Origin of the sequence: Pseudomonas sp. RA_35y_Pfl2_P32, assembly GCF_963970735.1 — a bacterium.
In the GTDB taxonomy this organism is placed as follows: Bacteria; Pseudomonadota; Gammaproteobacteria; order Pseudomonadales; family Pseudomonadaceae; genus Aquipseudomonas.
Map to the genome: position 1 here is coordinate 79,227 of NZ_CAXAQF010000019.1, position 20,931 is coordinate 100,157.

Genomic DNA, 20,931 nt, shown 5'->3' on the forward strand with positions numbered 1-20,931 from the left:
GCTGGTTACTTGTACTGATGCGCGCAACCACCGGGCAGGTCACACATAATTGAAAGAAATTTAAACTTTATTTCATATGTCAGGGTTGAACGGGCACTTTGAAAGCTGAATGAAAGGTGGGCGCTCGATAGGTTGCTAAGTAACTTGTTCTTATAACTAAAACGTCATTAACCTTATAGTTAAACGATACAAGACCCTGTCAAGTTCTTGCTAATGTTACACCCAGGTCTGCCAAACGACTGTTTCTAATAACTTTTCCATAATTTGGCGCCAAGGAACAGTCATGCTCGAAACCCCTGCGTTACGCCGTCTATTGGTGGTGGATCCCTGTGACGATTGCCACCAATTGTTGCCCGGTCTGCGTGCCATCGGCTGGGATGTCGACAGCTGTAGCCTGGAAAGCGCCGTCGACCGCAGTTGCGACGTCGGCCTGCTGCGCCTGCAACCTTTTCACCTGGAGCGGCCCGAGGCGGTCAAGGACCTCATCAGCCGCAGTGGCACCGAATGGATTGCAGTGTTGAACCAGGAAGTGCTGCGCCTGCAGAACGTCGGCGATTTTGTCTGCGAATGGTTTTTCGACTTTCATACCTTGCCGTTCGACGTCTCCAGGGTCCAGGTCACCCTGGGCCGGGCCTTTGGCATGGCGCGTTTGCGCGGCCAGGGCACGATTCATGTCGACCAGCCGGCACACGAGCTGCTGGGCGACAGCAAGCCGATTCGGGAGTTGCGCAAACTGCTCAGCAAGCTGGCGCCGACCGAGTCCCCGGTGTTGATCCGGGGCGAAAGCGGCACCGGCAAGGAACTGGTGGCCAGAACCCTGCACCGCCAGTCGCAACGCCACAGCAAGCCCTTTGTGGCGATCAACTGCGGGGCAATCCCCGAACACCTGATCCAGTCCGAACTGTTTGGCCATGAGAAGGGGGCCTTTACCGGCGCCCATCAGCGCAAGATCGGGCGCATCGAGGCCGCGCACGGCGGTACGCTGTTTCTTGACGAAATCGGCGATCTGCCGCTGGAACTGCAAGCCAACCTGCTGCGCTTCCTCCAGGAGAAACACATTGAGCGGGTAGGCGGCAGTCAGCCGATACCGGTGGATGTGCGGGTGCTGGCGGCCACGCACGTCGACCTTGAGTCAGCCATCGAGGCCAAGCGCTTTCGTGAAGACCTGTATTACCGGCTCAACGTCCTGCAAGTCGTCACCGCACCTTTGCGTGAGCGCCATGGTGACTTGTCGATGCTGGCCAACCATTTCTCCCACTTCTATAGCCAGGAAACCGGACGCCGGCCCCGCAGTTTCAGCGAGGACGCCCTGGTGGCCATGGGCAAGCACGACTGGCCGGGCAATGTTCGTGAACTGGCCAACCGGGTGCGTCGTGGCCTGGTGCTGGCCGAAGGCCGGCAGATCGAGGCCCGGGACCTGGGGTTGATCAGCCATCAGGCGATCGCCACGCCCATGGGCACGCTCGAGGACTACAAGACCCGTGCCGAACGCCAGGCCTTGTGTGATGTGTTGAACCGGCACAGCGATAACCTCAGTGTCGCGGCCCGGGTGCTGGGGGTGTCCCGGCCAACGTTCTACCGCTTGCTGCACAAGCACCAGATCCGCTAGGGCGCGGTGAAACGCCAAGGCCCGCTGCGAGGTAGCTCGCAGCGGGCCTTGGCGTTTGTGGGGGGTTAGAAGTAGTAAGGGAATTTCAGGCTGAAGGTGAAGTCCGGCGCATCGTCGGTGAGGCCGATCGACAGGTTGGGCACGATCGTCAGGTTGTCGCTGGCGGCCACCGTCATGCCGACGTTGAAGTAGCCGGCGTTGGCGTCGCTGGAGGTGACCGATTGCCAGTCACCACCATCAGGCTTGAGCTTGCTCTTTTTTTGCACCAGGTCGGAGACCGAGAACGACATACTCATTTTTTCGTTCAGGGCAAAGGCGATACCGGCGCCAATCTGGAAGCTGTCACCCAAACGGACTTTACCCGGTGTATCGACGTTGACAGTAGAGCTGATGTCGTCAAACGATTCCTCCAGGTTGTGGGTATAGGACAGGGAACCGAACAGTACGGCCGGATCGAACGTCTTGACCAGGGAGACCCCCGGGGTGATCGACCAGACACCGTTACCGGTTGGCAGGTCATCCGGGACGAACAGGTTGTTGTTGCTGTCGACCTGGCGCAGCTTGATGCCGAATGGCTCCTTGCCGGTCGGCGCCTTGACGCGCAGGGTAAACACCGCATCCGGAGAGCTGACCGACTCGTCGAGGAACTTGTAGGCGACACCGAAGTTGACGTCACCGATGGTCGGATCCTGGGTCACGGTTTCCTCGGATGTCACGTTCGCCGCACCGCCCGAGGCACCGCCGGACTGGTAGGTCGACTCGCGATAGACCACCGGCACGTTGAGGTCGAATTGCCAACGATTGTTCAGGTTATAGCGACCGGTCACGTCGAAGGTCCAGTTGTCGGCCTTGATTCGGTCCAGGTTGATGTTGCCCAGGAAAATCGAGTCCAGGGCCAGGAAGCCGTTGAGGATCAAGGTGCGTGTGTCATAGCGGGCATAGGTCACGCCGGTTTCGACGCTGAACTTGCCGCCCCCGAAGAAGCCACTGGCTTCGTCATAGAGGTTCGACACACTCTGTGCTGGCTGGGTGTCGTCTGCCAGCGACTGGCCGTAGGAACTGCCCTTGACGCCCCCGCCCCCGGCGGCTCCGCCTGAGGCTGCCCCGGCGCCTGTACCGGCGACCTGGGTGTTGCCGCGCATGTCGGCGGGCGATTTGGCCAACCGTTTGGGGGGCGGCTCGGCCGGTTGCTCCTCAACCTGGCGGACTCGTTGCTCGAGTACCGCCAGGGCCTTTTGCTGGACTTCGTAGCGTTGCTTGAGTTCCAGAAGTTCCTGTTTAAGGGACTCTACTGCCGGATCAGGCGCAGCGTGCAGCAGTGCTGCAGGAAATAGAGTACTCAGACATACAACCGTGCGTAGTGACACCGATCGATACATGAAATAAGCCGTCCCTTTGAGCCCAATGGTCGAAAGTCAGCGTAGTTCAATATCCCATGTTGCGTAGGCCTTTGAGTTGACTCAGGTTGCAATCCAAAGCGCCAGGACTTGGGCCATTGTTATTGAGTACCACGTTGAGCTGAGTCAGGTTGCTAACCATGTTGCTGCTGCCCAACAGGCGAGTGTTTTGCAGCAAGCCACCCTGGGCGACCTGTTGCAGGGCGCTGCCCTGGTTATTGTTGGCCGCGATGGCCATCTGGATACCGCCGCTGTTTGCCGATATGGCGATGGACCCTGCGGCGTTGCTGGCATTGATGGTGTTACCGGCGGTCAACACCTGGCTGCCAGGAGGAGGGGTGAGTGCGGTCGGGGCGCTGGACGCTTCTCTCACGTCGATCGCGACATTGTTGTAGGCGGTGTTGCCATCGCCTGCTGCGCGCACGCTTTGGGTAATACCTTGGGTATTGTTCAAGGCTGCACCGCCATAGATGTTGCCGGTGCCCTGGGGATGGGAGTTACCTTGACCACCCGAACCCGGTTCATTGACCGTGGAGACATAAAACTGCGGTTTGACCGTGGACGCTTGAATCTGCATCGAGGTGGAGGCCCCGATGATATCGCCACTGGCATTGCGCCAGGTGCTGCTCATGACCACGCCAAAGCTGATGATTCGCCCCGGCATGACGTAACGACCGCGCAACTCGGAGAGTTCCGAGTCTTTGATCTCGATCGGTTTGAAACCTGCGTGGGCGAGCGTCGGAAAGCTCGCAGCCAAGCAAGCGGCGACCACCCAATGTGAAGTTTTCATCTTCGGCTCCTGGAGCGTCCATCTGCTCCTTTATCTTTTTTGAGCGCCTAGAAGAAATCGCTCTGAATAAACCCGAAATCCATCAGTTCGGCATCTTTGACAGGGTTGAAGTTATCCAGCTTGTTCTTGGCGGTCAGCGGCGTCGGTGGATCGAGCAAGGCGTTGGCCTTGTCGTAGCCGGGGCCGATGATGGCAAACACAATGCCGTTCCAACCGTTGACAAAATCATCGTGGGAGTAGCGTTTATGGCCCAGGACCGGATCACCGATGTACACCCAGTCTTTATCGGCCCGCTGCAGTACCACGAAGTGCTTGTAGCCGCGAACATCCATCAGAACCACCACCGGGATCGACACCGCTTCCAGTTTCTCGGGAGGGATACGATAACCCCGGGCACGCATACCGATACTTTCGATGTAGCGCTTCATGTCCAGCATGGAAAAGCCCTGGGTACGCACCAGATCCTGGTCTGCATTGACCAGCATGCCTTTGATGATGTGCTCTTCATCGACATCCAGCCAATAGGCCTGGCGCAGGATGGTCGCCAGTGTGGCAGCACCGCAGCTGAAGTCGGTTTTCTGCTCAACCAGATCGGCAAACTTGCGCTCGCGCAGGCTTTGCACATCCTTGTAGACCATGACACCGCCAGGTAGCGCGGCCACGGGCATCTGTGCGGCCTGAGTCAGGCCAGACAGACAAAGCATGAGGGAGAGGGCAGCAACTCGCATGGTCGATACGCCTTGTGGAGTCTGAAGAAAAGCCCCGTTGCCGGGGCTTCCTTGGTCTTCGCAGTTAGAAGCTGTTGCCGCCTGGGCAAGCTCTGCAGCCTGCGGCGATGGACAGCGAGTTGCTTTGTTGGTTACCCACGCCGGCTGCAACGTTGGTACCGCCATTACCCGAGAAGCCGTTCATCGAGTTGGTCATCGAAGCGTTGTTCACCACTGGGTTTTTCCAGCCATCTTTGGTCAGCACTTGCTGAGTCCAGTAGCCAGCCAGCTCGATACTTCCTTGTTCTTTGAAGGTGAATTTCTGATCTTTGTCTTTGCCGCCACCACCATGTCTGTAGTCGTCGTGACCTTTTTTGTCTCCTTCGATGGTGCCATAGCCGGTGCCTTTGTAGCTGCCGTGGGCTTTGAAGCTGCCTTTGAGGTCAACCACTTTGGTGACGCGATCAGCTTTGTTGTCGACATCCAGGCCAGTGGAGGTCTGGTTGGCCGCGGCAGCCGCAGTGGCTACGCGACCGGCCGATACGGCAATGGCCAGGTTGTTTTTCTGTTGGTTGAAGTTGCCAGCGGCCGAGTTGACGCCGATGTTGCCCGAGCTGCCGTTACCGACGTTGTTGACGGTGGCCAGGTTTTGCGTGGAGCGGTTGGTCACAGAGTTGTCGGTGTTGTTTTGAGTGGCGCTGGAGATTGCAACAGCGCTACCGAAGATGAATTTTTCATCGGCGGTGGCGATCGCTGCAACGTTGTCTTGTTGGTTACCGTCACCGGCTGCAACGTTGGCGCCCATGTTGCCGCTGGAGCCATTGAGCGAGCTATCGGCCTTGGAGGTGTTTTTGGTGCCCTGATTGAGCACGCTGTTGTAAGAGCTGTCCTGCTGGTCGATAACCGCTGCGCCCGCACCGGCGGTGATGGACAGGATCTGATCCAGGGTTGGACCTTGTGGTTTTGGTGGATAATGACGTTTGCCGCCATCGGCCTGAGCCGCCATTGCCATGACCGCTGCCAGAGCGAAAACCAGTGGTTTCAGAGCTGTTGTAGGTTTCATGGTGTTTCTCCGTGCTTATTAGTTGGTTAAGTGTTGGTACTTTCTAATCGCACTGCGGTTTGGGTCAGTCAGCGACCCGGATGCTCAGGGTGTTAGCCATTCGGTTCCCCACCCCTGCACTCTGGTTCACCTGAATCACTCCTCGGCTGCCGGTGAAGGCCTGGTCGCTGATAGCGACCTGGCGACTGCCTTGCGAAGTGCCAGTTGCTCCTGAGTCTGGTAACAGCGCCACGTTCTGTTGGGACAGGACGCTGTCGTCGATGCTTTGCGGAACGGCGCTGACGCTGATCCGCATGGCATTGATCATCTGATTGTTGGCGCCGGCCGACTGGTTGACACCCAGTGCGCCGTTGCCATTACTGAATGCGCTGCCAGTGATGGCACTGCTTGCGTTCATCGAGCGATCGGCCGGCGTGGTGATGGTCTGGCGCAGGGTGCCGCTGGCCGAAGCCTCGGTACCGATCGCAATGGCGCGGCTGTTGACCTGTTGTTGCTGGTCGCCGGCGGCCTGGTTCATCATCATGTTGCCTTTGTAGTTCGCCCCGGAGTTGCTCAGGGTCGCGTTGTTCACGACGTTGACCGCTGAGTCGGCCATCGCACAGGTGCTGCCCAGCAGGGCAATGAAGATCAGAGTGCGCTTCATCTCATTTCCCCATGTTGGTCAAAGGCGACAGGCCGATATTGATGGAGCGAGTGATGGTGCCGGAGATCGCATTGCCGCTGCCGCCGCCGTGTCCGGCCGACATGCCGGGCAGACCATTGGGGTTGGTCAGCACGTTGATCCCGGCGCCACTGTTGGGGTTGGGGACAACGTTTTGATGGATGGCCCGGTAGCCACTGTTGACGCCTGCAAAGTCGCCGTCACTCAGTTCGGTGCCGGTGGTCTGCACTATCCGTGCGGACGGGTTGGCGTTGACAGTGGTGGGGTAGGGGTCTTTGGCGAGAGGTTGTCTGCCGATGGCGCGGGGCTGCACGTCACGTTCAAGCACGATGACGCCATTACCCTCAGCCTGGACCGGCAAGCTGAGCACGGAGCTCAGTGCGCATCCGAACATCAGCAGGCGGGTAAAGCCTTTATCGTTATGCTCCATGTCGGCGCTCCTTCTCTTTTATGCACTGGCCCTGTCAGCGTTGTGAGGGAGAGAGCAGAAGCTGTGCCGCTTTTGGTTTTTCACATGAATTCAACGACTTGCCGATTCAAGCGGGCGATGACCGGTCGGTACTGTATCAAACATGAGACAGGGCACCCCGCCAGTACGCGGCAGCAGGCGACGAAAAGCTCTGGAACAAGGGTGGTGGCCGGGCTGTATCAGCCGTGTAACAGTGGGCGCGGCCACAGCGTGAACCCCCTGATACCGGCTATTGCGCCGCATTTATGTGTTTCAGGAATGGACACTTGAGCCCCGGAACCGGGGCAGAAGTGGGGGGGAAGGCGGTGTTCAGGGGTTAAATCTGGAGCAATTGCTCTACCGCAACGAATGCCAGGCGCCGTCGTTCGGCCCAGTCGCCCTCGATGATCTGCAGCCTGCGCCCGTGCAACCGCAACCAGTCCCGGGTGGCGTCGAAGAAGGCCAGGCGTTGCCCCAATTGGGGTTGGCAGCGCTGGCCGTCGTCGGTCCATTCCACCACGTGGGGGGACAGCAGCAGGTGCAGGTCGTAGTGGCGGGCGAGCAATTGCTCCTCGATCCAGGGCGGGCAGTCGCCAAACAGGGTCTGGCTCCAGAGCATGTTGCTCAGCAAGTGGGTATCGAGAATCAACAAGGCCGGCTGTTGCGCACGGGCGCTGTCTTCCCAGGCGATTTGCCCCCGGGCAATCTGCGGGATGTCGGCCAGGCAGGTATCGCGCGGGTTCTGTTCGATGAAGTAGCGCACGTATTCACCCACCAGTAGCCCGCCGAAATGCCGGTGCAGTTCGGCCGACAGCCAGCTTTTGCCGCTCGACTCGGGGCCTGTGAGGACCAGCACCTTCATGTGCGCAGCGCCGGATCGGCCCGCCATTCGCGCAAACCCTGGACTGCCAGCAAGGTGAACACCGCGTAGAGGGCCGCCGTCAGGTACAGGCCCTTATAGAGGAACAGCCCGACGAAGATCACATCCACGGCGATCCACAACGGCCAGCATTGCACACGCTTTTGCGCCATCCACCACTGGGCGACCAGGCTGAAACCGGTCAATGCGGCGTCCAGCCAGGGCTGGGCGGCATCGGTCCAATGGGCCATCGCCGCGCCCAGCAGCAGACTGCCGACGGCGCCCAGGGCCAGGTCGCGCAGCACACTGGAACTGCCCAGGCGCGTCACCCGCCGGCCTTGGTGGGTTTCGCCACCGCGCGTCCACTGCCTCCAGCCATACAGCTGCAATCCTGCGTAGATCACCTGCAGCAGCATGTCCGAATAGAGTTTGACCTCGAAAAAAATCCAGCTGTAGAGCAGCACCATGACCAGGCCGATCGGCCAGCACCAGGGATTCTGTTTGACCGTCAGCCAGACGGCGATCACGCCGAGCGTGGCGGCAAACAGTTCAAGCCCGGACATGGCGGTTCCTCGGGGAAGTCGAAAAGGGCGCCGATTGTACCGCAGCGCCGCAAATCAAGGGCTCGTTCCCACAGGATTTGCGCCACTACACCCGAAACTGCCTGAGCAGCCCGTTGAGCTGTTCGCTGAGTTCCTTCAGGTGCACGCTCGCCGCACTCGATTGCTGCGCCGCCAGGGCGGTGCTGTGGGACAGGCCGGCGGCCTGGGTCACGTTCTGGTTGATGTCTTCGACCACATGGGCCTGCTGCAAGGTGGCGCTGGCAATGGACGCATTGAGGCCATTGAGGTTGTGCAGCGCCTGGCCGATGGCATGCAGGCTGGCACCGGCCAGGCCGGCCTGTTCGATGGTCAGTTGTGAGGCGCGGCTGCTGTCGCCGATAACCTGCACGGCCGCCTCCGAATGGTTTTGCAGGCGTTCGATCATCGCCTGGATCTGCGCGGTGGATTTCTGCGTGCGCTGCGCGAGCAGACGCACCTCGTCGGCCACCACGGCAAAGCCCCGGCCCTGTTCCCCGGCCCGGGCCGCTTCGATGGCGGCGTTAAGGGCCAACAGGTTGGTCTGCTCGGCGATGGAGCGGATCACCTCCAGCACGCTACCGATCTGCGTGCTTTCGCTGGCCAGGGTGCGAATCACCTGCACCGCCTGTTCAATGGTGGCCGACAGTTGGTCGATCTGCTGCAGGCTGCCGTCAATGTTGACCTGGCCCTGTTGCGCCTGCGCCTGGGCATCGCGCATTTCGCTGGCGGCGTGCTCGGCGTTCTTGGCGACATCCTGCACGCCGTAGGTCGCTTCATTGATGGCGGTCGCCACCAGTTCCATCTGTTGCGACTGCTGCTGGCTGCGGGATTGGGCTTGCGCGGCGTTATCGCCCAGGTCCGTAGAGGATTGGCCCAAGGCATTGGCCGACACCTGCAGTTGGCCAATCACCCCGCGCAGTTTGGCGGTGAAGGCATTGAAGTGCCTGGCCAGTTCGGTGACCTCATCCTGGCCGTGAGTGTCGAGGTTGCGGGTCAGGTCGCTTTCGCCGCTGGCGATGTTGGCCATGGCGTCCACGGTTTCCTGCAGTGGCCGCACAATGCTGCGGGCAATCAACATCACCAGCAGGGCCATCAGCAGCGCAATGCCCAGGCCCACCAGCGAGGCTTCCCGCACCTGGCTCCGGAACTCGAGCTGCATGTCGTCGATGTAGACCCCCGAACCAATCACCCAGCCCCAGGGTTCGAACAGTTTGATGTAGGAGGTTTTCTGCACCGGGGTACTGGCGCCGGGCTTGGGCCAGCGATAGTCGACCACACCGGCGCCCTTGGCCTTGGCGATGGCCACCATCTCGTTGAACAGGGCAAAGCCGTCCGGGTCCTTGATCGCCGACAGGTTCTGGCCGTCCAGCTTGGGGTTGGTGGGGTGCATGACCATCACGGGGGTCAGATCATTGATCCAGAAATAGTCACTCTGCTCATACCGCAAGCCGCGGACCACGCTCAGGGCCTGCTGTTGGGCTGCCTCGCGGGTCAGGGTGCCGGCGGTTTCCAGTTGCCGGTAGTAGTCCAGCACGCCGCTGGCGGCTTCGACCACATGGCGGGTTTTTTCTGCCTTGGCTTGATACAGATCGTCGTGAATCTGTTTGAGCATCAGCAGACCCAGGGTCAAGAGCATCAGCACAGCCACTACCAGGATGAGCCACAACCGCCGGCTGATCGACATACTGCGCAAGCTCTTCATCGCGTGTCACTCCAGGTTCTTGTTCTTGTCATCCACCAGTGCCAGCATTCAGTCATGCTTTTGCCACTACGCCAATGCGACTGAAGTCCTATGACGGCGCAGCGCTGACCGGGCATGTCTGATAGGATTTCGGCCGCGCACGGGAAAACCTGAATCCGTGCTGATTTTTCACAGGTTTTTTTGCCGGTTCCGGCAGATCCTGTCCGCCTCGCCATTGAGCCACTCTGGGCGCAGTGAACACTAAAAAACTATTTAACGTGGCATGCCAGAGGCATTGCTTCATGGGGGATTGATGGATCTTTGGACGGCCATACAGGCGTTGATTCTTGGGGTTGTAGAAGGGCTGACCGAGTTCTTGCCGATTTCCAGTACCGGGCACCAGATTATCGTGGCGGACTTGCTCGATTTTGGTGGCGAGCGGGCGATGGCTTTCAACATCATCATCCAGCTCGGTGCGATTCTCGCGGTGGTCTGGGAGTTTCGCCGCAAGATCTTCGACGTGGTCATCGGCCTGCCGACCCAGCGCAATGCGCAACGCTTCACCGCTAACCTGCTGATTGCCTTCCTGCCGGCGGTGGTACTGGGGGTGATTTTTGCCGACCTGATCCACCATTACCTGTTCAACCCGATCACCGTGGCCACGGCCCTGGTGGTGGGCGGGATCGTCATGCTGTGGGCCGAGCGTCGCCAGCACCGCGTGCGCGCCGAGACGGTCGATGACATCACCTGGAAAGACGCGCTGAAAATCGGCTTCACCCAGTGCCTGGCGATGATTCCGGGGACCTCGCGTTCCGGCTCGACCATTATCGGCGGCCTGCTGTTCGGCCTGTCGCGCAAGGCGGCCACCGAGTTCTCGTTCTTCCTGGCGATGCCGACCATGGTCGGTGCCGCGGTCTACTCGGGCTACAAGTACCGTGACCTGTTCCAGGCCTCGGACCTGCCGGTATTTGCTGTGGGTTTTGTCACCGCGTTCATTTTCGCGATGATCGCGGTCAAAGGCCTGCTCAAGTTCATCGCCAGCCACAGCTACGCGGCGTTTGCCTGGTACCGGATTGCCTTCGGCCTGTTGATCCTGGCGACCTGGCAGTTCGGCTGGATCGACTGGGCGGCGGCCAAGGCGTGAACGTACCCAGCAATGGCAGTGCCATCCAGCATCCACGGCTCAAGGGCCTGATCTTCCTGGGCCTGTGTGCCTTGCCGGTGTTCGGTTCCGGCCTGCTGTGGCTGCGCGGCGGCTCGCCGCTGGTGCTGGCGGCCTACGGCGTGGTCAGCGTCGTGGCGTTCCTGCTGTACTGGAGTGACAAGCGCAAGGCCCGCGCCGAGCGCTGGCGTACCCCGGAAAACGTCCTGCACGCGGTGGAGCTGGCGGGCGGTTGGCCGGGGGCGTTGCTTGCCCAGCAAGTGTTCCGTCACAAAACCCGCAAGGTGTCGTTCCAGGTTGTGTTCTGGATCATCGTGCTGGCGCACCAGGTGTTCTGGATCGACCAGTTGTTCCTCGGCGCCGGCGTGTTCCGCCTGTTTTAAAGGCGCAAACCGACCTGCACCCGCTTGGGCAACTTGCTCACCACCAGTTGGTGGGAACGTTGCAACAAGCCTTGCAGTTCAGCAGCCCCCAGCGGGTAGGGGGGCTGCATGATGATCCACTGAGCGCGCGCCAGATAAGGCGCCGGCCCGATCCCCGGGCGGTCGATGTGGCCGAGGAACAGCTCCTTGTCCACCTTGAACGCCAATGAGTCGCCCCGCAGGCTCTGCAGGGCGAACATCTTGTTGCCCGCCACCGAAAACACCCGCACGCCTCCCCATTTGTAATCTTCCCGGGCCCCGGGCAGGGCCAGGCAGAAGTCGGCGACCTGTTGTTCGCTCATCACCTTGGCGTTCATAGCAGTCGATCTCCACAGTCTTTGAACGATTCAGTCAGATGGTCGATCCAGGCCCGCACTGCCGGCAACACGCCGCGTCGATGGGGATAGACCGCTTGCAGCCAGCCACCGGGCAGCGACCATTGGGGCAGCAGTTGCACCAGTGAACCGTCGGCCAGCTCCTGTTCGCAATACAGCATCGGCAAAAGGGTGAAGCCCAGCCCGGCCAGGGTGCAGGCCTTGCGCACGACAAAATCATCGATACCCAGGCGTGCCTCCAGGCTCAAGTCGCACCTGTGCCCCTGCTCGTCGAGCATGCGCAAATGCACCAGGCGATCCGCTTCCAGCGCCCCCAGGACCGGCACACTCCTGAGGTCGTCGGGGTGGTTGATCGGGCGCTCGCGCAGGAATGCCGGCGTCGCGACGATCACCGTTTGCGCCTGGCGCAGGCGGCGGGTCACCAGGAAGGGGTCTTCATCGCCCAGCTCGCGCACCCGCAACGCTACGTCAATGCCTTCGGTGATCAGGTCGACCCGGCGGTTGAGCAGTTGCATCTCCAGTTGGACCTGGGGGAAGCGCTCGAGAAAACGGCTGATCACCGTCGGCAGGTATTCATGGGCCAGGCCCACCGGGCACGACACACGCAAGCGTCCCCGCGGCTCGCTGGTCATGCTGGCCACCGCTTCGTCGGCCATCTCCGCTTCCAGCAACATGGCCTGGCAGTGGCGCAAGTAACGCTCGCCCACCGCCGTCAGTTTCAGTTGCCGGGTCGTGCGCTGCAGCAGGCGTGCGCCCAGGCGCTCTTCCAGCTCGGCGATGCGCCGCGACAGGCGCGACTTGGGGATCCCCAGCAGGCGCCCGGCCGCGGCGAAACCACCGGCTTCCACCACCTTGGCGAAATAGTAGAGGTCATTGAGGTCTTGCATGGCGGGCTCTATTGTCCTATCAGTGGGGCGAACTATCGCATTATTACCGACTAATCACTTATTAGATACGCCTGTAGGATTGCCCCCACTTGATCGCCCAGTGGCGATCCTCACTTGGAGATCCCACATGAAACTTCTGCACATCGATTCGAGCATCCTCGGCGACAACTCCGCTTCCCGTCAGTTGAGCCAGGGTGTGGTCCAGGCCTGGTTAGCTGCCGACCCGGCCACCGAGGTGACCTACCGCGACCTGGCCAGCGATGCCATCAGCCATTTTTCCGCCGCGACCTTGGTCGCCGCCGGCACCACCGCCGAACTGCGCAACGCCGCGCAACAGCACGAAGCCGAGTTGAGTGCTTCGACCCTGGCCGAATTCCTGGCCGCCGACGCGGTGGTGATTGCCGCGCCGATGTACAACTTCACCATCCCGACCCAACTCAAGGCCTGGTTCGACCGCATCGCCGTCGCCGGCCAGACGTTCCGCTACACCGAAGCCGGCCCTGAAGGCTTGTGCGGTAACAAGAAAGTGGTGGTGGTGTCGACCGCCGGTGGCCTGCATGTCGGTCAACCGACCGGTGTCGGCCATGAAGAGTACTTGAAAGTCATGCTCGGTTTCATGGGCATCACCGACATCGAGTTCGTCCGTGCCCATGGCCTGGCCTACGGCGATGACGTGCGCAGCAAAGCCATGAGCGATGCCCAGGCGCACATCCGCGAGCAACTGTTCGTCGCTGCGTAAAGCTTGCGCCCACCACTGGACTGCGCGCTTTGATCGAGCGTAAAACGATCAAGGCGCGCAGTTTTTTTGTGTCCGGCTATCGGCGGCGCAGGCGCAGTGTGGCCCGGGTTATGCAGTGTTGGCTTACCAGCATCGCACTGAGCACGTTTTTTCTACCAATCGAGTCACAAGGTGGGGCATGCCATGTCGCGTCTGTGGGCACTGTTACTGATCTGCCTGCTGGGCAGCTTGAATTCAGTGCACGCCGCGCCTGGAGTCCCCCCTCATTGGAGCGTTGGTTTCCACAGGATGAGTTTTCGCGACCCGCTGGACCTGCAACCGATGGCGGCCATTGCGTTCTATCCTTCGACGGGCATCGAGCACCCCAGCACGCTGGAGGGCTATCAGGTCCAGGCCACGCAGGACGCCCGGGTCGCCATCGGCCGCTTCCCGCTGCTGATGTTGTCCCATGGCAACACCGGCACGCCCCTGGCCCTGCATGACCTCGCCACGGCGCTGGCCCGCAAGGGTTTTGTGGTGGTGGCGGTGATTCATCCTGGCGACAACGCCAAGGACCACAGCCGCCTCGGCACCTTGAGCAACCTGTACGGGCGGCCGATCCAGATTTCCCAAGCCATCACCGCCACCCTGGCCGATCCGCTGCTGGCGCCGTTCGTCAATGCCGAGCAGGTTGGAGTGATTGGCTATTCGGCCGGCGGCGAAACCGCCTTGATCCTGTCCGGGGCCACCCCCGACCTCGACCGCTTGCGCCGCTATTGCCTGGAGCGCCCGGAGGATCGCGACGCCTGCAACACCCAGGGTGAACGGATCGTTGACCGTGACGACCTGCAACCGGTGGCCGATCCACGGGTTCACGCCTTGATGCTGATGGCGCCCCTGAGCCTGAAGTTCGGCCGGCAAACCCTGGCTGGGGTGCATGTGCCGGTGCTGCTCTACAGCGGTGATGGCGACACGCTGGTGGCCGTGGACAAGAACGCGGCAGCCCTGGCGCGCAAGCTGCCGACCGCGCCGGACTTCAAGCTGCTGGCCGGGGCCGGGCACTTCGTGTTCATGGCGCCGTGCAGCGCCGAGCAACGGGTGACCATGGCGGCCCTGTGTACCGATGCCGATGGCGTCGACCGCGAGGACATTCACCGCAACCTGATCAGCGAAGCGGTCGCGTTTTTCTCGCGCACCCTGGGCAAACCCAGTCGCGCCGGGCTACAGACCGTCAGCGAGGAACATGGGTCCTGACGCAGTGACTAGCCCCGCAGGCTCCTGCGTTTGAGCAGCAAGGTCAGGCCCAAGCCGCTGATCGACAACAGCGCTGCGCCAAAGAAGATCCACGAATACCCCAGGTTCAACGCCACGGCCCCCATCAAGGGTCCGGCAATCGCCAGGGCCAGATCGAAGAACACCGCATACGCACTCAAGCCAGCACCGCGGCTGCTGCTCGGCACCTGCTTGATGGCCTCCACGCCGAGGGCCGGATACACCAGCGACAAGCCAAACCCAGCGAGCCCGGCGCCAATCAGGGCCACGGCCGTCGAGGGGGCCAGCCACAACAGCGCCAGCCCCAGGGTCTCGATGCTCATGCAGGCGATGGCCGAGCTGTACCCGCCGAAGCGGTTGATGCAGGAGATGAACAGCAGCCGCACGAGAATGAAGCACACCCCAAACACCGTCAGGCAGTAGGCCGCGCCGGTCCAGCCACGGCTGACATAAAACAGGGCAATAAAGGTGGTCAGGGTGCCGTAGCCGATCGAGGCCAGGCTCAGGCTGGCACCAAAGGGCGCGATGCGCCCGAACACCGACCAGAAGGGCAGGCGCTCGCCGCGAATCACCGGCACCGAGGGTTTATTCCGAATCAGCAGCAAGGCGGCCGCCGCCAGCACGGCGAGGGCGATCCCCAGGCTGGCGAACCCCCAGGCGTCGATCATCACCACTCCGAGCGGGGCGCCGATGGCGATGGCGCCATAGGAGGCAATACCGTTCCAGGAAATCGAACGCGCCGTGTGTTCGGCGCCGACCTGGCCCATGCACCAGCTGATGGTGCCGACGCCGATCAGGCCCTGGGCAATGCCCAGCAACAGCCGGCCACCGATCAGGATGGCCAGGCTCAGCAGCGGCAGACTCTGCACCAGGGTCGAGGCCAGGGTTAACAATCCGCTGAGCAGAATCCCCAGCAGTCCGTAGACAATCGCCCGCTTGGTGCCGACGCTGTCGCACATGCGCCCGGCCATGGGCCGGCTGAGCAGGGTGGCCAGGTACTGCGAGCCAATGGTCAGCCCGGCGACCACCGCACTGAACCCCAGGTGTTCGTGGACATAACCCGGCAGTACCGCAATCGGCAGACCGATGCAGATGAAGGCAATGAAGGTGTAGAACACGATGGAGACGATCTGCAGGGTGATCGCCATGGAACTGACGGGGGGTGTTTGCTGCGCAGACATGGGAGCTCGTTCGCGGGCGGGCGGTACCCGGCATCATGGCGTGCGGCTGGGATAAAGGAAAGCAGGCTAACGATACAGCTCTGTGTGCGAGCTTGCTCGCCCAGGCCCTGGGTCAGGCGCCATCGAGGTTGCCTATAGCGGCCTCTTCGCGAGCAGGCTCGCAGCGTGTTTTTGCCGTTTATCGAGGGCCAACTGGCCGGCCGGTACGTTAAGATGGCCGACAAATAAAAACCGGGTCACCACGCTTTATGTCGGAAAAAGACACCATCTCCATTCACCTGGTGCGCGAAGCGCTGTTGCAAAGCTGTGAGCCGGGTGCCGCCAGTCATGAAGTGCTGCTCAAGGTCGGTATCGAGCCGCGGTTACTGGAGGTGGCGGACGCCCGGGTGCCGGCCACCGCCTACGCCCGGCTGTGGCGCCTGCTGGCGCGTCGCCGCGACGATGAGTTCTTCGGCATGGACCCGCGCCAGTTGAAATCCGGCAGCCTGGCCTTTCTCTGCCAGTGCGCCATGGCCCAACCCACGCTGGCGGCGGGGCTGAACAGCGGCCTGGGCTTTCTGTCGCTGATGCTCGAGCGCCTGCCGGCACAACTGGTGTACCAGCAGAGCCTGGCGGAAATCGTCCTGTTGGAAGACGACCCGCAACCGCGCCGGGCCTTCACCTACTTCACCTACTGGATGATCGTCCACGGCGTGGCCTGCTGGCTGGCGGGACGGCGAATCCCGATCCTGGCCATTGAATTGCGTTGCGCCGAGCCGCCGTTCTGTGACGACTACAAGGTGATGTTTTCCGAGAACCTGCGATTCGACCGGCCACGGACCCGGATGATCTTCGCAGCCGACTGCCTGGACCTGCCGCTCAAGCGCACTGTGCAAGAGTTGCAGCGCTTCCTGGCCCACGCCCCGGCCAATATCCTGGTCAAGTACCGCGACCCGCAAAGCCTGGCCAGTCGCATCAAGCACGACTTGCGACATCTGCCGGCGCACACCTGGCCGGAGACCGAAAGTCTGGCGCAGCAACTGTGCATGTCAGCCTCGACCCTGCGCCGGCGCCTGGCGGAAGAAGGGCAGACCTACCAGGGCTTGAAAGACAGCGTGCGCAAGGAGTTGGCGATCGTCTGGCTGGCCGAACCGGCCATCAGCTTCAGCGACATCGCCGCCCGCCTGGGCTTTGCCGATACCAGCTCGTTCTACAAGGCGTTTCGCAAGTGGTCGGGGTCCAACCCCGGGCATTACCGCAGCCTGATACTCAGCGACGCCGATTGAGTCGGTTTTAGCGCGCGAGCTGATATGGCTATCGCGGCATAGGTATCTACACAACTGTGTGTGCGACGTTGCACCTCTGGGCCGACCGGGGTGTTGGATTAGGGTCGGCTCACCGGTACGCCCCCTTGGCCAAAGCAGTCAAGCAACTTGATGGCTTTGACCATTGTCCCGCGCCGCCCGTGGGGCGAGTATTTCGAGGATTTTGTAGGTTCCCCCAACCCAATAAAAACACCAAGGGATTCTGGCAATGCGCGATTACCTGTCTGCGACTTCACAGTTCAACTACCAGCACACGGTCGATTCGGCACTTCACGGTTCGCTGACGGCACTCAATGCCTGTGTCGAGTGTTGCGACCGCCATGCCTTGCCGGGGCGCATTGCCTTGTTCTGGGAGGGGCGCGACGGCGCCAGCGCGTCCTACACCTTCAGCGACCTGCAGGACAAGGCCGCGCGTTTTGCCAACTTCCTCAAGTCCCAGGGCGTCAAGAAAGGCGACAAGGTCGCCGGCCTGCTGCCGCGTAACGTTGAACTGCTGATCGTGGTACTGGCGACCTGGCGCATCGGCGCGGTCTATCAGCCCTTGTTCACCGCCTTCGGCCCTAAGGCCCTGGAACATCGCCTGGGCACTTCCGGCGCGGCCGTGGTGGTGACCGATGCAACGAACCGACCCAAACTCAGCGAAGTACCCGACTGTCCGACCATCGTCACGGTCACCGGTGCCAAGGGCCAGGGCCTGGTCCGCGGTGACTTCAGTTTCTGGGCGGAACTGGCCAATCATTCCAACCAGTGCGAACCGGTGCTGCTCAGCGGTGAAGACCCGTTCCTGCTGATGTTCACCTCGGGCACCACCGGCCCGTCGAAAGCCTTGTACGTGCCGCTCAAGGCCATTGTTGCCTTCCAGTGCTACACCCGCGACGCCGTGGACCTGCGCCCGGAAGATGCCTTCTGGAATGTCGCCGATCCCGGTTGGGCCTATGGCATCTACTTTGGTGTGACCGGCCCCTTGGGCATGGGGCACCCGATCACCTTTTACGACGGCCCCTTCACCCTGGAAAGCACTTGCCGGGTGATCAACAAATACGGGATCACCAACCTCACCGGCTCGCCGACCGCCTACCGCCTGCTGATTGCCGGCGGTGACGAGTTCGCCCGCAGCATCAAAGGCAAGCTGCGCATCGTCAGCAGCGCCGGCGAACCGCTGAACCCGGAAGTGATCCGCTGGTTTGCCGATAACCTGGGGGTGGTGATCCACGACCATTACGGCCAGACCGAACTGGGCATGGTCCTGTGCAACCACCACGGCCTCGAACATCCGGTGCATGTCGGTGCCGCCGGTTTTGCTTCGCCGGGCCACCGCATCGTGGTGCTGGACGACAGCTACAATGAATTGTCCGTCGGCCAGCCCGGGATCCTGGCGATCGATCGCAGCCAGTCGCCGATGTGCTGGTTCCCCGGTTACGACGGTGCGCCGACCAAGGCCTTTGTCGGCGACTACTACCTGAGCGGCGACACGGTCGAGCTGAACCCGGACGGCAGCATCAGCTTCGTCGGTCGCAGCGACGACGTGATCACCACCTCGGGTTACCGGGTCGGCCCGTTCGACGTTGAAAGCGCGTTGATCGAGCACCCGGCGGTGATCGAGGCGGCGGTGGTCGGCAAGCCCGACCCGGAGCGTACCGAACTGGTCAAGGCCTTCGTCGTGCTCGCCAGCCAGTACCTGGCGTCGCCGGCGCTGGCCGAAGAGTTGCGCCAGCACGTGCGCAAGCGCCTGGCCGCGCACTCCTATCCCCGTGAAATCGAATTTGTCAGCGACTTGCCGAAAACCCCAAGCGGCAAATTGCAGCGCTTTATCTTGCGCAACCAGGAAATCGCCAAGGCTCAAGAGGCTGCGGTTAACAAGGCTTGAATCCAAGGAAACAATGATGCAGATCGAAAACAAGGTTTTTATCGTCACCGGCGGTGCGTCGGGGCTGGGTGCGGCCACCGCTGAACTGCTGGTCGCCGCGGGCGCCAAGGTGATGCTGGTGGACATGAACGCCGCGGCGGTCGCGGCGCAGGCCGAGCGCCTCGGCGCCCACAGCGTGGTCGCCGACATCAGCAACGAAGAGGCCGCCCAGGCCGCAGTACAGGCCACGGTGGCGGCGTTCGGCGGGCTCAACGGCCTGGTCAACTGTGCCGGCATCGTGCGGGGCGAAAAGATCCTTGGCAAAAACGGTCCGCACACCCTGGCCAGTTTCAGCCAGGTGATCAACGTCAACCTGATTGGCAGCTTCAACATGCTGCGCCTGGCCGCCGAGGCGATTGCCCAGGCCACCCCGGATGCGGACGGCGAGCGCGGCGTGATCATCAACACCGCTTCGGCGGCGGCCTTCGACGGCCAGATCGGCCAGGCCGCCTATGCCGCTTCCAAGGGGGCGATTGCCAGCCTGACCCTGCCGGCCGCCCGTGAGCTGGCGCGCTTTGGCATCCGCGTGATGACCATTGCCCCGGGCATCTTCGAAACCCCGATGATGGCCGGCATGCCCCAGGAAGTGCGCGACTCGCTGGCCGCCGGTGTGCCATTCCCGCCACGCCTGGGCAAACCAGGCGAGTACGCGGCGCTGGTCAGGCATATCATAGAAAACAGCATGCTCAACGGTGAGGTGATCCGTCTCGACGGTGCCTTGCGCATGGCCGCTAAATAAGGAGTCCTGAACATGACCACTCACAACGATCCGATTGTCATCGTCAGCGCCGTCCGCACCCCCATGGGCGGTTTCCAGGGTGACCTCAAGAGCCTGACCGCGCCCCAACTGGGCGCTGCCGCCATTCGTGCGGCGGTCGAGCGCGCGGGCCTGGGCAGCGATGCTGTGGAAGAAGTGCTGTTCGGCTGTGTACTGCCAGCCGGTCTCGGCCAGGCGCCGGCTCGCCAGGCCGCATTGGGCGCGGGCCTGGACAAGTCAACCCGCTGCACCACCCTGAACAAGATGTGCGGTTCGGGCATGGAGGCGGCCATCCTGGCCCACGACATGCTGCTGGCCGGCAGCGCCGAGGTGGTGGTGGCCGGTGGCATGGAAAGCATGTCCAACGCCCCGTACCTGCTGGACCGTGCCCGTAGCGGCTACCGCATGGGCCACGGCAGCGTGATCGACCACATGTTCCTCGATGGCCTGGAAGACGCCTACGACAAGGGCCGCCTGATGGGCACCTTTGCCGAGGAGTGTGCGCAGGAACACGGCTTCAGCCGCGAGGCCCAGGACGCCTTTGCCATCGCCTCGACGACCCGCGCCCAGCAGGCGATCGAAGACGGCAGCTTCACGGCTGAAATCGTCCCGCTGCAGGTCATGGTCGGCAAAGAGCAGAAAACCATCACCGACGACGAACAACCGCCCAAGGCCAAGCTGGACAAAATCACCAGCCTCAAGCCGGCCTTCCGCGAAGGTGGCACGGTGACTGCTGCCAACTCCAGTTCGATTTCCGATGGCGCCGCGGCCTTGGTCCTGATGCGTCGCAGTGAAGCGCAAAAACGCGGGCTCAAGCCCCTGGCGGTGATTCATGGGCACGCCGCGTTTGCCGACACCCCGGGGTTGTTCCCGGTGGCTCCGGTGGGCGCAATCAAGCAGCTGATGAAAAAAACCGGCTGGTCGCTGGATGAAGTCGATCTGTTCGAAATCAACGAAGCCTTCGCGGTGGTCAGCCTGGTCACCATGACCAAGCTGGACATTCCCCACAGCAAGGTCAACGTCCACGGCGGTGCCTGCGCCCTGGGCCATCCGATCGGTGCGTCGGGCGCGCGCATCCTGGTCACGCTGCTCTCGGCCCTGCGCCGCAAAGGCCTGAAACGCGGGGTGGCCGCCATCTGCATCGGCGGCGGCGAAGCCACGGCCATGGCCGTTGAATGCCTGGATTAAGGA

At 61.9% G+C, this 20,931-nt stretch carries 21 protein-coding genes and 1 pseudogene; 9 read left to right on the forward strand and 13 right to left on the reverse strand.

Annotation, left to right across the window (positions count from 1 at the left end; genetic code table 11):
• Positions 1–283 precede the first annotated feature (283 nt).
• Positions 284–1,609 (forward strand): sigma-54 dependent transcriptional regulator, encoded by a 1,326-nt coding sequence (locus AACY45_RS19610; protein ID WP_339546992.1) that lies wholly within the window; start codon positions 284–286, stop codon positions 1,607–1,609.
• Positions 1,610–1,674: 65 nt separating this feature from the next.
• On the opposite strand, the gene AACY45_RS19615 is transcribed toward AACY45_RS19610, so the two are convergent.
• From AACY45_RS19615 to AACY45_RS29315, 10 genes and pseudogenes are all read right to left on the reverse strand, one after another.
• A complete protein-coding gene (locus AACY45_RS19615) occupies positions 1,675–2,988 on the reverse strand; it encodes a hypothetical protein (protein WP_339546994.1) in 1,314 nt (437 codons plus the stop codon).
• Between the two features lie 46 nt (positions 2,989–3,034).
• Positions 3,035–3,796 (reverse strand): hypothetical protein, encoded by a 762-nt coding sequence (locus tag AACY45_RS19620; RefSeq protein WP_339546995.1) that lies wholly within the window; start codon positions 3,794–3,796, stop codon positions 3,035–3,037.
• Positions 3,797–3,843: 47 nt separating this feature from the next.
• The gene (locus tag AACY45_RS19625; RefSeq protein WP_339546996.1) at positions 3,844–4,524 is read right to left on the reverse strand and encodes a C39 family peptidase; all 681 of its coding nucleotides are present in this window, start codon (positions 4,522–4,524) and stop codon (positions 3,844–3,846) included.
• A 64-nt stretch (positions 4,525–4,588) separates the two neighbouring features.
• Positions 4,589–5,566, reverse strand: coding sequence for a heme utilization protein (locus tag AACY45_RS19630; protein ID WP_339546997.1), 978 nt, complete (start codon positions 5,564–5,566; stop codon positions 4,589–4,591).
• 64 nt (positions 5,567–5,630) lie between these two features.
• Positions 5,631–6,209: an adhesin gene (locus AACY45_RS19635; RefSeq protein ID WP_339546998.1), complete on the reverse strand. Its 579-nt coding sequence runs from the start codon at positions 6,207–6,209 to the stop codon at positions 5,631–5,633.
• Position 6,210: 1 nt separating this feature from the next.
• Positions 6,211–6,657 (reverse strand): hypothetical protein, encoded by a 447-nt coding sequence (locus AACY45_RS19640; RefSeq protein WP_339546999.1) that lies wholly within the window; start codon positions 6,655–6,657, stop codon positions 6,211–6,213.
• A 355-nt stretch (positions 6,658–7,012) separates the two neighbouring features.
• Positions 7,013–7,537, reverse strand: coding sequence for an AAA family ATPase (locus AACY45_RS19645; RefSeq protein WP_339547000.1), 525 nt, complete (start codon positions 7,535–7,537; stop codon positions 7,013–7,015).
• Positions 7,534–8,097, reverse strand: a complete 564-nt coding sequence (gene pnuC / locus AACY45_RS19650) for a nicotinamide riboside transporter PnuC (protein WP_339547001.1) — start codon at positions 8,095–8,097, stop codon at positions 7,534–7,536. Before pnuC ends, AACY45_RS19645 begins: the two co-directional genes overlap by 4 nt.
• A gap of 85 nt (positions 8,098–8,182) precedes the next feature.
• On the reverse strand, positions 8,183–8,917 hold the full coding sequence (locus AACY45_RS29310; protein WP_445261204.1) for a methyl-accepting chemotaxis protein: 735 nt from the start codon (positions 8,915–8,917) through the stop codon (positions 8,183–8,185).
• A 171-nt stretch (positions 8,918–9,088) separates the two neighbouring features.
• A pseudogene (locus AACY45_RS29315) lies at positions 9,089–9,817 on the reverse strand (cache domain-containing protein); the annotation flags it as partial.
• Positions 9,818–10,109: 292 nt separating this feature from the next.
• Here AACY45_RS29315 and AACY45_RS19660 point away from each other — a divergent pair.
• Both AACY45_RS19660 and AACY45_RS19665 read left to right on the forward strand, forming a co-directional pair.
• Positions 10,110–10,940: an undecaprenyl-diphosphate phosphatase gene (locus tag AACY45_RS19660; RefSeq protein ID WP_339547004.1), complete on the forward strand. Its 831-nt coding sequence runs from the start codon at positions 10,110–10,112 to the stop codon at positions 10,938–10,940.
• Positions 10,937–11,341 carry a DUF1294 domain-containing protein gene (locus tag AACY45_RS19665; protein WP_339547005.1) on the forward strand — a complete coding sequence of 135 codons (405 nt, stop codon included), beginning with the start codon at positions 10,937–10,939 and terminating at the stop codon, positions 11,339–11,341. Before AACY45_RS19660 ends, AACY45_RS19665 begins: the two co-directional genes overlap by 4 nt.
• On the opposite strand, the gene AACY45_RS19670 is transcribed toward AACY45_RS19665, so the two are convergent.
• Both AACY45_RS19670 and AACY45_RS19675 read right to left on the reverse strand, forming a co-directional pair.
• Positions 11,338–11,682, reverse strand: a complete 345-nt coding sequence (locus AACY45_RS19670; RefSeq protein ID WP_339547061.1) for an MmcQ/YjbR family DNA-binding protein — start codon at positions 11,680–11,682, stop codon at positions 11,338–11,340. The genes AACY45_RS19665 and AACY45_RS19670 overlap by 4 nt on opposite strands.
• Positions 11,683–11,693: 11 nt before the next feature.
• Positions 11,694–12,602: a LysR substrate-binding domain-containing protein gene (locus AACY45_RS19675; protein WP_339547006.1), complete on the reverse strand. Its 909-nt coding sequence runs from the start codon at positions 12,600–12,602 to the stop codon at positions 11,694–11,696.
• Positions 12,603–12,729: 127 nt separating this feature from the next.
• On the opposite strand from AACY45_RS19675, the gene AACY45_RS19680 reads away from it, so the two are divergent.
• Both AACY45_RS19680 and AACY45_RS19685 read left to right on the forward strand, forming a co-directional pair.
• Entirely contained in the window at positions 12,730–13,341 is a 612-nt protein-coding gene (locus AACY45_RS19680; protein WP_339547007.1) for an FMN-dependent NADH-azoreductase, read from the forward strand.
• A gap of 183 nt (positions 13,342–13,524) precedes the next feature.
• A complete protein-coding gene (locus AACY45_RS19685; RefSeq protein ID WP_339547008.1) occupies positions 13,525–14,574 on the forward strand; it encodes an alpha/beta hydrolase family protein in 1,050 nt (349 codons plus the stop codon).
• An 8-nt stretch (positions 14,575–14,582) separates the two neighbouring features.
• Here AACY45_RS19685 and AACY45_RS19690 read toward each other — a convergent pair whose 3' ends face one another.
• Positions 14,583–15,773 (reverse strand): MFS transporter, encoded by a 1,191-nt coding sequence (locus AACY45_RS19690; protein ID WP_339547009.1) that lies wholly within the window; start codon positions 15,771–15,773, stop codon positions 14,583–14,585.
• A 248-nt stretch (positions 15,774–16,021) separates the two neighbouring features.
• Between AACY45_RS19690 and AACY45_RS19695 the strand changes: the two genes are divergently transcribed.
• The 4 genes from AACY45_RS19695 (at position 16,022) to AACY45_RS19710 (ending at position 20,928) form a co-directional block, all read left to right on the forward strand.
• A complete protein-coding gene (locus AACY45_RS19695) occupies positions 16,022–17,038 on the forward strand; it encodes an AraC family transcriptional regulator (RefSeq protein WP_339547010.1) in 1,017 nt (338 codons plus the stop codon).
• Between the two features lie 247 nt (positions 17,039–17,285).
• Entirely contained in the window at positions 17,286–18,944 is a 1,659-nt protein-coding gene (locus AACY45_RS19700; protein ID WP_339547011.1) for an AMP-binding protein, read from the forward strand.
• Between the two features lie 16 nt (positions 18,945–18,960).
• Positions 18,961–19,722, forward strand: a complete 762-nt coding sequence (locus AACY45_RS19705) for an SDR family NAD(P)-dependent oxidoreductase (protein WP_339547012.1) — start codon at positions 18,961–18,963, stop codon at positions 19,720–19,722.
• Between the two features lie 12 nt (positions 19,723–19,734).
• Positions 19,735–20,928 (forward strand): acetyl-CoA C-acyltransferase, encoded by a 1,194-nt coding sequence (locus AACY45_RS19710; RefSeq protein ID WP_339547013.1) that lies wholly within the window; start codon positions 19,735–19,737, stop codon positions 20,926–20,928.
• Positions 20,929–20,931: the final 3 nt, after the last annotated feature.